The sequence below is a fragment of the Solibacillus sp. FSL K6-1554 genome, from assembly GCF_038005185.1.
In the GTDB taxonomy this organism is placed as follows: Bacteria; Bacillota; Bacilli; order Bacillales_A; family Planococcaceae; genus Solibacillus; species Solibacillus silvestris.
Window position 1 is genome coordinate 3,928,379 of record NZ_JBBOSS010000001.1, and the last position, 13,780, is coordinate 3,942,158.

Genomic DNA, 13,780 nt, shown 5'->3' on the forward strand with positions numbered 1-13,780 from the left:
AGAAAAACGAACGCGAGTCAACGGATAAAGATAAAATAAAACCGTCAAATAAGAGAAAATTGACGGTTTGAAGTATTATAAAGCCTGTTTTATAATTTTTCTGTAATAATTGATGGTTAATGTTGCAAACACGATGTACATGACAATATATAAAGCCATTGTAACAAGAAGAGGCGTAGTCAATTCTGTGCCGAATAAAAACCAGCCGGATTTTACAGCAAAGTAGCTGTGGAGTAATCCGATAAGTAATGGTACACCAAAGTTAAATAACTGCTTCTTCATTATACCGCGCGTTAGTTCCTCTTCTGTAAAGCCAATCTTACGGAGAATCTTATAGGATTCCATTTCTTCATCCGCTTCAGACATTTGTTTAAAGTATAATATACTGCCCGTTGCCAGTAAAAAGGCTAAACCTAAAAACGCGGTTGTAAAAATTGTCGTTCCATATAGATTTAAATTATATTCAACCGTTGATCGCAGTGAGCTTAATTTATTTCCCCCACGGTCTATTTCATCATCTTCAAACACTATGTTGGCACCTGTTTGTTTGTAGAGCTTTTCAGCAGCTTCATATGTTTCATCATTCGCATCAATCAGGTTAATGGATGTTTGCTCTTTTGTTAGATAGCCAATTTCATGCTCGTTGTTAAATTGCTGGATCTGGTTAAACAGATTATCTTCAACGATAACTACAAAACCGCCTCCTGTAATACGCCATGCCACAATCGAAGTATCGTTCACTTCCTTAACTTTTAGCGGAAACTGGTGCTCTTGATGCAGGAATATAAAGTCGTGTGGTGCTTCTAGCGGCAATATATTTGCCTGGAACCCGTTATAGCCTGCAATAATTGCCTCCCCCTCCGAAAGCATGACATCAGGATCGAGCTGATGGTAGTCCGAAAGCGGAATCATTAGGACATCCGCTAACGTATCGCCTTGAAGCATTTCTACTATCTCACCAGAAAAAATTTCCGCCATATCAAATTGGGCGCTCGTTAACCTAAACTTATTTTCCTCAAATGCGATTCCTTCCCGCTCCAACGCTTCAATGAATGGCTCTCCACGGCCATCTACCATTATATAGTCTGCTGGTACAGAATTTTCTGCTGTACTGCCTGCTGAGTAGTAACTAATATAGGAAAGTGTCGTAATTGCAAGCGATACCGCCGTAATGACAGTAATGAGCGTCAGTGATTTAGCATTGCCCTTCATTCGGTGCATAATTGGTGTCAGCGCCAAAACATCGTTCAGATTTAAATGCCCTTTCTTTCTTAGGCGGAACATATTTAATATGAATGCAACCGAATAGCGGAAAACAAAGTAAGTCCCGCCAATTGTCGTTGCTAAAATAATAACCATGCTTAAAAATAGGTTTGTTGTTTGCCCTGAGAATAATAATGTACTTTTATAGTAGCCATAAATAATCAACGCTAACCCGATAGCCCCCATCACCATAGGGAATACACTAAAGCGTTTCACACGCTCGTCCGCCTGCTTGGAAGCGTTAAATAACGAGAGTAATGTAGTTCTGTGAACCATAAATGCCATTTGTGCTAAAAGAACTGCGAGCAAAATACCAAATACAATTAACGTATTCACAACCGCTACTTTGCTGATACTTAATGTTACGACCGCATCAAATTTTAGTAGCTTCAGTAAAATCATCGCAAACAGACGTGAACTTAAAAAACCGAGTAAAATTCCGATGCTTACCGCACCTATAAATAGCAGGATATTTTCAAAGGCAATCAGGCGTGTCACAAGCCCTTTTGTCATGCCGACCAATTGATACAACCCAATTTCCTTGCTGCGCCGTTTAATAAATAAGTGATTGGCATACAACACAAAGAACAGGACGATAAAATACAGCATATACGATGCCGCTTCAAACCCGGAAGCTGCCGTTCCGCTCGCTTTCGTCGCTTCAATGATCGATTCATTGTACTGCAATGTCACAAATGAGAAAAATAGCGTCACACTGAAAATGAGTGCGAAAAAGTATAAGTAATAGTGACGCATATTTTTTAGCATGCTTTTAAATACAAGCTGACTAAGCTTCACTCTGCTCACCGCCTAAAACACTTTGCGTATTCAAAATTTGCTGGAAAAACTCTTTGCGTGTCTTATCGCCCTTATACAGTTCCGTATAAATTTGGCCGTCTTTTAAAAACAGTACACGGGAACAGAAGCTGGCGGCAATGGCATCATGGGTAACCATCATGATCGTTGTATTTTTTGCTTTATTAATTTTTGCTAAATTATCGAGCAGTGCAGTAGCCGCTTTTGAATCAAGTGCCCCTGTTGGTTCATCTGCAAATACAAGGGATGGATTCGATATTAATGCTCTTGCTGCGGATGTACGCTGCTTTTGACCACCGGAAATTTCATTCGGGTATTTCGCTAAAATATCTGCTATCCCTAAAATCGATACAAGCTCCTTTAAACGTTGCTCTGCCGCTGCCTTTGGAATCGAACTTAGCGATAACGGCAGTAGAATGTTTTCCTTCACTGTCAAAGTGTCGAGTAAATTATAGTCCTGAAAAATAAAACCTAGCTCATCCCGGCGAAATTTTGCTAATGTACGTTCCTTCATCCCTTGAAGCTTTTGACCATTAATCTCGACAAATCCGTCTGTCACTTGATCTATGGAACAAAGTACATTTAATAACGTAGTTTTTCCGGAACCTGAAGCACCCATAATTCCGACAAATTCACCCTTTTCCACTTCTAAATCAATGCCCTTTAATACTTCTTGCGCAAGCGATCGCTTACCATATGTTTTACGAACTTTACGTGCGATTAAAATGCTCATTGTTCTCCATCCTTTCTTGTTATTTTCATTCTACATGTTCCGGTCATGTGAATCGTTTGATTTACATGACAAAAACGCTCGGTAAGTGACAAGTTCGTCACATTCCAAGCGTTTTTTGGTAATCATTCATTTTTGGGAAAGCAATTTTCACAGTAGTACCTACCCCTTCTTTTGATTCGATTGCCAGAAGAATATGCAGTGATTCTGCCGCCTGTTTAGCGAGATACAGCCCCATTCCTGTTGCAGCACTCGTTTCACGTCCAATTGTTCCAGTATAGGATTTGCGGAATACACGAGGCAAATCTTCACTCTTTATACCGATTCCCTCATCTTGAATGATGAGAACAGCTTGCTCGTTCGTCATATGAGCGGTTATTCTAACTTCTCCCCCGACATCACTATACTTTACCGCATTCGATAAAATTTGCCGTACGATAAAACCTAGCCACTTTGTATCTGAGTGTACAGTCAGATCGTCCACTTCCAGGTCGAAGGCAATTTTCTTTTCAAAACACCAGGTGCGCAGTGCTTTAATTTCTTGAATAAGTACATCTTTTACGTGTACTTTTTCAATTCGGTTATCAAGCTCGATCGTCATAAGACGTGTTGCATGAAGCTGCTGGTCTAATAATAAATAAAGACGCAGCCATTCATTTTCAATGCGTTCCTTTACTTCACTTTCCTCTACTTTTTCCAGCAACAGCTGCATTGCGGTTAATGGAGACTTCATTTCATGTACCCATGCTAAAAGCTCGTCCTGCCGTTCTAATACAATTTGCTTCTGTTCCTGTACTTTTGCATTCTTATTAGCCAACTGCTCTTTATAATCTTCATGAATAACATCAAAATAGTTCCCTTTAAACTTCACATACGGCTTCATCAATTTCCTGTCTTTCACATAACGTAAACTGAAATAACCGGCAACGAGTGTAAACCAAATGATGTTTAAATAGAGTAGCGAAACATCGTGGAAGCCTTTATCTAGAAATAGTATTAGATTCAATAGCAGCTGAAGAATGATGACAAACAGCATCATAGAAATATATTGTCTTATAAACAAGCGGATCATGCATCCACCGCCAAATAGCCAAGGCCTTTTTTCGTCATAATCACATTGATAAGACCAATATCCTCTAATCGTTGGCGTAAACGATTTACATTGACCGTTAATGTATTGTCATTTACGAAGCGTTCATCATCCCATAATTTACGCATTAGTTCATCACGGGAAACGATCTGTCCTTTCGCCTTTACGAGCACCTTTAAAATAAACAGCTCGTTTTTCGTTAACTCTATCTGCTGATCTTTAAAATGAACAATCGCGCGGTCATAATGAATTTCAGCTCCATTCCATTTTTCAATATCACTTTGCTGTGCTTCCTGATAATTATAAGCGCGTCGGAGCAATGCTTGTACTTTTGCAATTAATACCTCCGTATGGAAAGGTTTTTGCACAAAGTCATCTGCTCCCATTTGCATCGCCATAATCATATCCATCGGGTGATCGCGTGAGGAAAGAAATAAAATAGGGACATTCGATATTGCCCTTATTTCACGACACCAATGGAAGCCATCAAATGCTGGCAGCTGAATATCAATAATAACAAGCTGAGGTTCTTCTTCTTTAAACGTCACCATTATATGTTGAAAGTCTTCTGGTCCGATTACTTGTATATTCCACTGTGCTAATCGTTCGCCTATCAGTTCAAAAATGGAGACATCATCTTCTATTAATAACACCTTCAAAGAACATCACTCCTTCTATACTCCCATTATACAAAAAACTAACAGTCCAACACTTCCAAACTTTGCTATAATCAATTCAATCACAGGAATTAGAGAAGAGGTGGGGAAAGAAAAATGGATTTACGCCAAATCGAATACTTTGTTGAAGTGGCAAAGCATTTAAGTTTTACGAAAGCGGCAGCTACTTTGCATGTGTCACAGCCATCAATTAGTAAAGCAATTCAAAACTTTGAGTCGGAACTGGGTGTCCCGTTATTTTACCGGTCATCTAAACAGCTTGAACTAACAGATGCCGGTCATGCCGTTCTTGTGAATTCAATGCAAGTACTTGAATCATTTCAAAATTTACGTTCCGAGTTAACGGACTTAATGCAATTAAAAAAGGGACAAATCCGTATCGGCATTCCACCAATCGTTGGGGCCGAGTTTTTTTCGAAATTAATCAGCTATTATAAAGAGCTTAATCCATATATCGAAATTTTATTAACGGAAGTCGGAACGAAGCGCATACGCCACGAAATTGATGCAGGCGAGCTGGATGTTGGGTTAGTATGCAGTGTAACTTCCTCGAATGAATCTTTGGAAACAATACGATTTTTAAAAGACCCTTTAGTGTTAATCGTACATGAAAGCCATCCATTGGCAAAGAAGGAGTCGATCCAGCTAAGTGACTTAGCGATTGAAACTTTTATTATTTATCGGAAAGACTTTATTTTATATGATCGCATTATCGAGGAATGTTCCAAACACGGGTTTTTCCCTACGATTGCCTGTGAAACAACCCAGAAAGATTTATTTATCGAAATGGTTCAGGCAAAACTGGGGATTGCACTGCTTCCGGAAAAGCTTGCCGAGAAAATTCCTTACACTTCGATTAAATGCATCCCTTTTCAGGAAGAAGCCATTTATCTTGAACTGGGGGTTACGTGGAAGAAAAATAAATACTTGTCTTTTGCAGTACGGGAATTTATTAAACTTGCCCGTGAATTTGTTTCCCAATAAATAAGTTGCCTAGAAAATTTGAATCTCTAGGCAACCATTTATAATTTATTTGCATACTCATTTAACTGCGCAGACATTGTTTGAATTTCATTCACAAAGTCGGAAACTTGTTGAATAGATTCGCTTTGTGATGTTCCAATAGTGGAGATTTGAGCAATAGAGTTCGTAATGTTTTGTGTAGCCTCACTAATTTGGGCCATCGTTTCTCTAATTTTCTGTGTTGATTCAACTGTTTCCTTCGAAAATCTACGGATCTCCGTCGCTACGACTTCAAAGCCTTTCCCTTTTTCACCTGCACGGGCAGCTTCGATTGCCGAATTTAATCCTAACAAATTGGTTTGGTCCGCCATACGTTTCAACAACGTTAAAATGTCTGAAGTCTGTTGAACATTCACTTCAGCCTGCTTTGATTGTTTTAATAACTCATCTGCTGATTCTTTCAATTTTGTAGAACCACCTGCAATACTGCCAATCTGCTGGTTCGCATGTGATAGAGAACCCATTATTGCTTGGGAAATTTCTATTAACTCCGAGTGCTTTCTCAATTGAACAGCAATTCCTCCGACTGTTTTACCTGTTTTATCAAATAATGGCGTAGCTGTACCGATAAATTCAAAACCATAATAATCGGCTGGTACAATGGCCTCTAAACGGCGGTTTTTATTTAATGCCATCTTTAATGGCTCTTCCGGATTTAATTGTTGCCCAACACGTATTTTCAGGTCTAAACCTTCAGCAGGGAAATAGGCTACAAACTTTTCTAAATCACATATTGCAATTGATAAGTCTGCTGGAATTGCTTCTTTCACGATCGTTATCATGGAAATTAGCGCATCTAAAGATTCTATTTTATTAAGCATGTTTAACTCTCTTCTTTCCTGTTGCTATTACAATTTCGTTACTATTATACCATTTTTACACTTAATTGATTAAATTCCCATTAATTTTAGATACTTAAACGAAAAAGACTACTATTTCAGAAGAAATAGTAGTAGCTTAGTAAATCTTATGCGTTTACTTTTTGTTTTGCTTTCGCTTCAATACGCTTTTTGTGTAAAATCGGCTCTGTGTAACCATTTGGTTGATCATAGCCTTTAAATATAAGCTCACTTGCTGCTTGGAAAGCTACAGAATCCTCGTAGTTTGCTGACATTGGTAAATATTCGGGATCGTCTGCATTTTGCTCATCTACAATTTTTGCCATACGTTTCAATGATTCCTCTACTTGTTCTTTCGTACAAATACCGTGATGCAGCCAGTTTGCAACATGCTGACTTGAAATACGCAACGTTGCGCGGTCTTCCATTAAGCCGATATTATTAATATCCGGCACTTTTGAACAGCCCACACCATGTTCCACCCAACGGACTACGTAGCCAAGGATTCCTTGTGCATTATTATCAAGCTCATGTTGAATTTCTTCACGTGTCCAATCTGTATTTGCCGCTACCGGGATTTCCAAAATCGCATCTTGTAAATCTTCCGATGACACAATACCTTTTTGAACGTCTTTTACATTTACTTCATGATAATGTGTTGCATGTAATGTTGCGGCTGTCGGCGATGGTACCCAAGCAGTATTTGCCCCTGCTTTTGGATGATTGATTTTCTGCTCAATCATCTCTGCCATTAAGTCCGGCATAGCCCACATCCCTTTTCCAATTTGTGCACGGCCTTGCAAGCCTGCATTTAACCCAACGATGACATTGGATTTTTCATAAGATGTGAGCCATGTTGATGTTTTCATTTCGCCTTTGCGAATCATTGGGCCCGCTTCCATTGATGTATGGATTTCATCTCCTGTACGATCCAGGAATCCTGTATTAATAAAGACAATACGATTCTTCACTTCACGTATACATGCTTTTAAGTTAAGTGATGTACGTCGTTCCTCATCCATAACACCAATCTTTAACGTGAATCGTTCCAATCCGATTAAATCTTCTACACGCTCAAATAGTTTATTTGCAAACGCTACTTCCTTTGAGCCGTGCATTTTTGGTTTTACAATATAGATAGAGCCTTTTTGCGAATTTTTATACGAACCATTGCCAATTACTTCATGCTTCGCTATTAAGCTCGTTACGACACCATCCATAATTCCTTCAGGCACTTCGCTGCCATCTTGATCTAGAATTGCCGGATTTGTCATTAAGTGACCTACATTGCGAATAAACATTAAAGAGCGGCCATTTAATGTTACCGTATCACCATTAACTCCCGTATATACTCGGTCAGGATTTAATGTACGTGTTACCGTTTTCGATCCTTTTGCAAAAGTTGCCGTTAAGTCGCCTTTCATTAGCCCTAACCAGTTTGCATAAACTTCCACTTTATCTTCTGCATCTACTGCTGCTACCGAGTCCTCGCAGTCCATAATTGTCGTAATAGCAGACTCTAAATAAATATCTTTTACTCCAGCTGCATCATCTTTTCCAATTGGGTGATTTCGGTCAATTTGAATTTCAATGTGCAAATCATTATTTTTCAGTAAAATCGCAGTCGGCTGTTCTGTTGTTCCTTGGTAGCCTACTAACTTTTCCGGCTCTGCCAATGTCGTCGTTTCACCATTTACGAGCGTAATTACTAATTTACTTTCTGCAATTTTATAAGTTATTGCATCTTTATGTGAAGCTGCTTTTAAAGGAGCTGCTTGATCTAAAAACTTTTTCGCATAATCGATTACTTTGTTTCCACGAATCGGATTATAACCCTTGCCTGCTTCAGTACCGTCTTCGTCACTAATGACATCTGTACCGTATAGTGCATCATAGAAACTTCCCCAACGTGCATTTGCTGCATTAATTGCATAGCGTGCATTGCTGACAGGTACTACTAATTGCGGACCTGCCTGATATGCAATTTCTGCATCTACGTTTTCTGTTTCCACTTGGAAGTCTTCTGCTTTTGGTTCTACATAACCGATTTCTTCTAAAAACGCCTTATAGTCGGCAAATTGGAAATTCCCCTTATTTCCTTTATGCCACTCATTAATTTGTACTTGCAATGCATCACGTTGAGCAAGCAATGCTTTATTTTCAGGTGCCAACTCATGAACCAGCTTATCGAAGCCATCCCAAAATGCCGTTTGCTCTACTCCACTGTTTGGTAATACTTGCTCATTAATAAACTGAAATAATACTTCCGTTACTTGTAAGTTCCCCACTTGCACATAATTTGTCACCATTAAATCCCCCTTTTAAATGAACATTTCTAATAATGAATTAGAATCCCCTGTTCTTACGTTTCATTATACAAGAGTCATTAGATATAAATGAAATACATATATTGAATAAACATTATGCATTTACGTTATAAAGGGCACAAAAAAAACATCTTGCAAGCGTCCCTGCAAGATGTTTTTGAAAATTAGCAATAAGCTAAAATTATTTTTGGATAGATGCTACTACGCCAGCGCCTACAGTACGGCCACCTTCGCGGATAGAGAATTTAGTACCTTCTTCTAAAGCGATTGGAGCGATTAATTCAACAGTCATTTCGATGTTGTCGCCAGGCATTACCATTTCTACGCCTTCTGGTAACATGCAGATACCAGTTACGTCAGTTGTACGGAAGTAGAACTGAGGACGGTAGTTAGAGAAGAATGGAGTGTGACGTCCACCCTCTTCTTTTGATAAAACATAAACTTCAGCTTTGAAGTTAGTGTGTGGAGTGATTGAACCTGGTTTAGCTAATACTTGACCACGTTGGATGTCTTCACGAGCAACACCACGTAATAAAGCACCGATGTTGTCACCAGCTTCAGCATAGTCTAATAATTTACGGAACATTTCTACACCAGTTACAGTAGTTTGTTTCGCTTCTTCTTCGATACCTACGATTTCAACTACGTCACCAACTTTAACTTGACCACGTTCAACACGGCCAGTTGCAACTGTACCACGACCAGTGATAGAGAATACGTCCTCTACTGGCATCATGAATGGTTTGTCAGTTTGACGTTCTGGAGTTGGGATGTAAGAATCTACAGCGTCCATTAACTCAACGATTTTTTCTTCCCATTCTGCTTCGCCTTCTAAAGCTTTTAAAGCAGAACCTTTGATTACTGGAATGTCGTCGCCTGGGAAGTCGTACTCAGATAATAAGTCACGGATTTCCATTTCAACTAATTCTAATAATTCTTCGTCGTCTACCATATCACATTTGTTCATGAATACTACTAAGTAAGGAACACCTACTTGACGAGATAAAAGGATGTGCTCACGAGTTTGTGGCATTGGACCATCAGCAGCAGATACTACTAAGATACCGCCGTCCATTTGTGCAGCACCAGTGATCATGTTTTTAACATAGTCAGCGTGTCCTGGGCAGTCAACGTGTGCATAGTGGCGAGTTTCAGTTTCATACTCTACGTGAGAAGTATTGATTGTGATACCGCGCTCTTTTTCTTCTGGAGCATTATCGATGTCAGCGTAAGATTTAGCTGCACCACCCATTTTTTTAGAAAGAACTGTTGCGATAGCAGCAGTTAAAGTTGTTTTACCATGGTCAACGTGTCCGATTGTACCAATATTAGCATGCGTTTTAGAACGGTCAAATTTTTCTTTAGCCATTAGAAAATGCCTCCTCAGAGATATGTTTTATTTTTTAAAATTATTCTAAGATGCCGACTATAAACGGGCCCCATCTATAGTCAGTCAATCATAGCTTACAAATTATTTATACTTGATGCAAGGTGAAATTTCAATTATTCACCTTTATTTTTTTTGATGATATCTTCTGCAATTGATTTTGGTACTTCTTCATAGTGATCGAACGTCATTGAGAATACACCGCGACCTTGAGTTGCAGAACGTAAAGTTGTAGCATATCCGAACATTTCAGATAGTGGAACCATAGCACGTACTACTTGAGAGTTACCACGAGCTTCCATACCCTCTACGCGACCGCGACGAGCAGTAATGTTACCCATAATATCACCAAGGTACTCTTCTGGAATTACAACTTCTACTTTCATCATTGGCTCTAAGATAACTGGGTTACATTTTTTAGCTGCTTCTTTTAAAGCCATAGATGCAGCGATTTTGAACGCCATTTCACTTGAGTCAACGTCATGGTAAGAACCGAATACTAATTTCGCTTTGATGTCGATTAGTGGGTAACCAGCAACAACACCGCGGTCAAGAGAGTCACGTAGACCCGCTTCTACTGCAGGGATGTATTCACGAGGTACAACACCACCAACGATAGCGTTTTCGAATTCGAAACCTTTACCCTCTTCGTTTGGAGAGAACTCGATCGTTACGTCACCGTATTGACCGCGACCACCAGATTGACGAGAGAATTTACCTTGAACTTTAGCTTCGCTACGGAATGTTTCACGGTAAGATACCATTGGAGCACCCACGTTAGCTTCAACTTTAAATTCACGTTTCATACGGTCAACTAAGATATCAAGGTGAAGTTCACCCATACCAGAGATGATTGTTTGACCTGTTTCAGTGTCTGTATGTGCACGGAATGTTGGATCTTCTTCTTGTAGTTTTTGTAAAGCTTGACCCATTTTATCTTGGTCAGCTTTAGATTTTGGTTCTACAGAAAGAGAGATAACTGGCTCTGGGAATTCCATTGACTCTAAGATAACAAGGTTTTTCTCGTCACATAGAGTATCACCTGTTGTAGTATCTTTAAGACCTACTGCAGCAGCAATATCACCAGAGTATACTTTTGCAATCTCTTCACGAGAGTTAGCGTGCATTTGTAGGATACGTCCTACACGCTCACGTTTACCCTTAGAAGAGTTTTGTACGTAAGAACCAGCTTCTAATGTACCTGAGTACACACGGAAGAATGTTAACTTACCTACGAATGGGTCTGTCATTACTTTGAATGCAAGAGCTGAGAATGGCTCTTCATCAGAAGAATGGCGGATGATTTCTTCTTCACCGTCAACATCCGTACCTTTAATAGCTTCTACGTCTGTTGGAGCTGGAAGATAATCAACAGCAGCATCTAACATTTTACGAACACCTTTGTGTTTGAATGCTGTACCACAAAGTACTGGGTAGAATTCTACCGCGATAGTAGCTTTACGGATTGCTGCTTTTAATTCTTCTTTAGTAATTTCTTCGCCTTCTAAGTATTTCTCCATAAGTTCTTCATCAACACTTGCAACAGCGTCGATTAATTTCTCACGGTACTCTTCAGCTTGATCCATGAATTCTGCAGGGATTTCTCCTACAGTTACATCTGTACCTTCATCGTTACCGTAGAAAGTAGCGTTCATTTCGATTAAATCGATAATTCCGCGGAACTCGTCTTCAGCACCGATTGGTAATTGGATTGGGTGAGCATTAGCTTGTAAACGCTCATGTAATGTACCTACAGAATATAGGAAGTCAGCTCCCATTTTATCCATCTTGTTGATGAATACGATACGAGGAACTCCGTATGTTGTAGCTTGACGCCATACTGTTTCAGTTTGAGGCTCAACACCAGATTGAGCATCTAATACTGTTACAGCACCATCAAGTACGCGTAAAGAACGTTCAACTTCAACAGTGAAGTCTACGTGTCCTGGAGTATCGATGATGTTAATACGGTGACCGTTCCATTGAGCTGTTGTTGCAGCAGAAGTGATCGTGATACCACGCTCTTGTTCTTGCTCCATCCAGTCCATTTGAGAACCGCCATCATGAGTTTCACCGATTTTGTGAATCTTACCAGTGTAATAAAGGATACGCTCAGTAGTTGTTGTTTTACCAGCATCAATGTGAGCCATGATCCCAATATTACGAGTATTCTCTAGAGAGAATTCGCGTTTCATAGGAAATTTCTCCTTCCATATTGGGTTAACTGTATAGATGGTAAAAATCTTAGCCCCAGCAATGCTAGAGCAAAGATCAAATTACCAACGGTAGTGAGCGAATGCTTTGTTCGCTTCTGCCATTTTGTGCATATCTTCACGTTTCTTAACTGAAGCACCTGTGTTGTTAGATGCATCTAAGATTTCGTTAGCTAAGCGCTCTTCCATCGTTTTTTCTCCACGAAGACGAGCATAGTTTACTAAATAACGTAAACCTAAAGTTGTACGACGTTCTGGACGAACTTCTACTGGTACTTGGTAGTTAGAACCACCAACACGACGAGCACGTACTTCTAATACAGGCATTACGTTGTTTAATGCAGCTTCAAATACTTCTAAAGCATTTTGACCCGAACGCTCTTGAACTAATTCGAAAGCTCCGTATAAAATCTTTTGAGAAGTACCTCTTTTACCATCAATCATCATTTTGTTGATTAAACGAGTTACTAATTTTGAATTATAAAGTGGATCTGGTAACACGTCACGTTTGGAAACAGGACCTTTACGAGGCATGTGTTTTCCTCCTTTCAAATCGTTGTATATTTAAACTTAAATTATTTTTTTTCTTTAGGGCGTTTAGTACCGTATTTAGAACGAGATTGTAAACGACCGTTAACACCAGCTGTATCAAGTGCACCACGAACGATGTGGTAACGTACTCCAGCTAAGTCTTTTACGCGTCCGCCACGGATAAGAACTACACTGTGCTCTTGTAAGTTGTGACCTTCACCTGGGATATACGCAGTAACCTCAAGTTGGTTAGTTAAGCGTACACGAGCGTATTTACGTAAAGCCGAGTTCGGTTTACGTGGTGTCATTGTACCTACACGAGTACAAACTCCGCGTTTTTGAGGAGACTTAACGTCAGTTAAAGATTTTTTAAATGAGTTATATCCTTTGTTTAACGCTGGAGATTTTGATTTCGTGCTTTTAGATTGACGAGGCTTACGTACTAATTGGTTAATTGTAGGCATCGATTTGTCCTCCCTTCATTTTTTCCTTGTTTCAATACCACACATCCAGGTGGTTCATTTTTTGGGTAAAAACAAAGTCTTTGTGTACTTTACACAAAAACTACATCGCAGTAATCGCAACAACTGCAGCTCCAACATGAATGCCGCAAGCTTTACCAAGTTCTTTCTTTGAATCGACGTAATTAACTGGTACACCGATTTCTTTCGCGAGAAGAATGGCCGGATCGGTTACCCATTTGTCTGCATCGATTGCGACAAAAAGAGCTGTTACTTGTCCAGCATACATTGCTTTCACTGCTTGCTTTATACCTATGATTGTTTTACTGGCCTGTTTTACTTGATCGTAAGACATTTTCATATCCTCCTAAGTACAGACAGTTAACTATCAACCTTCAATATATTATCATTCCAAACTTACAC

General features: G+C 39.5%; 12 protein-coding genes. 1 reads left to right on the forward strand and 11 read right to left on the reverse strand.

From position 1 onward, the window contains the following. Positions 1–75: 75 nt before the first annotated feature. From MHB58_RS19635 to MHB58_RS19650, 4 genes are all read right to left on the reverse strand, one after another. A complete protein-coding gene (locus tag MHB58_RS19635; RefSeq protein ID WP_014822417.1) occupies positions 76–2,061 on the reverse strand; it encodes an FtsX-like permease family protein in 1,986 nt (661 codons plus the stop codon). Then, positions 2,051–2,812: an ABC transporter ATP-binding protein gene (locus MHB58_RS19640; RefSeq protein WP_014822416.1), complete on the reverse strand. Its 762-nt coding sequence runs from the start codon at positions 2,810–2,812 to the stop codon at positions 2,051–2,053. Before MHB58_RS19640 ends, MHB58_RS19635 begins: the two co-directional genes overlap by 11 nt. 97 nt (positions 2,813–2,909) lie before the next feature. Continuing rightward, positions 2,910–3,881 (reverse strand): sensor histidine kinase, encoded by a 972-nt coding sequence (locus MHB58_RS19645; protein WP_014822415.1) that lies wholly within the window; start codon positions 3,879–3,881, stop codon positions 2,910–2,912. After that, the gene (locus tag MHB58_RS19650; protein ID WP_065217675.1) at positions 3,878–4,558 is read right to left on the reverse strand and encodes a response regulator transcription factor; all 681 of its coding nucleotides are present in this window, start codon (positions 4,556–4,558) and stop codon (positions 3,878–3,880) included. Before MHB58_RS19650 ends, MHB58_RS19645 begins: the two co-directional genes overlap by 4 nt. 114 nt (positions 4,559–4,672) lie before the next feature. On the opposite strand from MHB58_RS19650, the gene MHB58_RS19655 reads away from it, so the two are divergent. Next, positions 4,673–5,560 carry a LysR family transcriptional regulator gene (locus MHB58_RS19655; RefSeq protein WP_014822413.1) on the forward strand — a complete coding sequence of 296 codons (888 nt, stop codon included), beginning with the start codon at positions 4,673–4,675 and terminating at the stop codon, positions 5,558–5,560. A gap of 38 nt (positions 5,561–5,598) precedes the next feature. Here MHB58_RS19655 and MHB58_RS19660 read toward each other — a convergent pair whose 3' ends face one another. The 7 genes from MHB58_RS19660 to MHB58_RS19690 form a co-directional block, all read right to left on the reverse strand. Next, entirely contained in the window at positions 5,599–6,420 is an 822-nt protein-coding gene (locus MHB58_RS19660) for a methyl-accepting chemotaxis protein (protein WP_014822412.1), read from the reverse strand. A gap of 146 nt (positions 6,421–6,566) precedes the next feature. Beyond that, the gene (locus tag MHB58_RS19665) at positions 6,567–8,747 is read right to left on the reverse strand and encodes a malate synthase G (RefSeq protein ID WP_041865671.1); all 2,181 of its coding nucleotides are present in this window, start codon (positions 8,745–8,747) and stop codon (positions 6,567–6,569) included. Between the two features lie 199 nt (positions 8,748–8,946). After that, positions 8,947–10,134: an elongation factor Tu gene (tuf, locus tag MHB58_RS19670; RefSeq protein ID WP_008406980.1), complete on the reverse strand. Its 1,188-nt coding sequence runs from the start codon at positions 10,132–10,134 to the stop codon at positions 8,947–8,949. A gap of 134 nt (positions 10,135–10,268) precedes the next feature. Then, positions 10,269–12,347, reverse strand: coding sequence for an elongation factor G (gene fusA / locus MHB58_RS19675; protein WP_087617862.1), 2,079 nt, complete (start codon positions 12,345–12,347; stop codon positions 10,269–10,271). Between the two features lie 81 nt (positions 12,348–12,428). Then, positions 12,429–12,899, reverse strand: coding sequence for a 30S ribosomal protein S7 (gene rpsG, locus MHB58_RS19680; protein ID WP_008406982.1), 471 nt, complete (start codon positions 12,897–12,899; stop codon positions 12,429–12,431). Positions 12,900–12,940: 41 nt separating this feature from the next. Next, a complete protein-coding gene (rpsL, locus tag MHB58_RS19685) occupies positions 12,941–13,360 on the reverse strand; it encodes a 30S ribosomal protein S12 (RefSeq protein ID WP_008406983.1) in 420 nt (139 codons plus the stop codon). 100 nt (positions 13,361–13,460) lie between these two features. Then, positions 13,461–13,712, reverse strand: coding sequence for a ribosomal L7Ae/L30e/S12e/Gadd45 family protein (locus tag MHB58_RS19690; protein WP_008406985.1), 252 nt, complete (start codon positions 13,710–13,712; stop codon positions 13,461–13,463). Positions 13,713–13,780 lie beyond the last annotated feature (68 nt).

What these genes read in the sequence shown, in the direction of transcription:
- MHB58_RS19640 (WP_014822416.1), bottom strand. Translation starts at nt 2,812, where the DNA reads ATGAGCATTTTAATCGCACGTAAAGTTCGTAAAACATATGGTAAGCGA.
- MHB58_RS19645 (WP_014822415.1), bottom strand. Translation starts at nt 3,881, where the DNA reads ATGATCCGCTTGTTTATAAGACAATATATTTCTATGATGCTGTTTGTC.
- MHB58_RS19655 (WP_014822413.1), top strand. Translation starts at nt 4,673, where the DNA reads ATGGATTTACGCCAAATCGAATACTTTGTTGAAGTGGCAAAGCATTTA.
- MHB58_RS19660 (WP_014822412.1), bottom strand. Translation starts at nt 6,420, where the DNA reads ATGCTTAATAAAATAGAATCTTTAGATGCGCTAATTTCCATGATAACG.
- MHB58_RS19665 (WP_041865671.1), bottom strand. Translation starts at nt 8,747, where the DNA reads ATGGTGACAAATTATGTGCAAGTGGGGAACTTACAAGTAACGGAAGTA.
- tuf (WP_008406980.1), bottom strand. Translation starts at nt 10,134, where the DNA reads ATGGCTAAAGAAAAATTTGACCGTTCTAAAACGCATGCTAATATTGGT.
- fusA (WP_087617862.1), bottom strand. Translation starts at nt 12,347, where the DNA reads ATGAAACGCGAATTCTCTCTAGAGAATACTCGTAATATTGGGATCATG.
- rpsG (WP_008406982.1), bottom strand. Translation starts at nt 12,899, where the DNA reads ATGCCTCGTAAAGGTCCTGTTTCCAAACGTGACGTGTTACCAGATCCA.
- rpsL (WP_008406983.1), bottom strand. Translation starts at nt 13,360, where the DNA reads ATGCCTACAATTAACCAATTAGTACGTAAGCCTCGTCAATCTAAAAGC.
- MHB58_RS19690 (WP_008406985.1), bottom strand. Translation starts at nt 13,712, where the DNA reads ATGTCTTACGATCAAGTAAAACAGGCCAGTAAAACAATCATAGGTATA.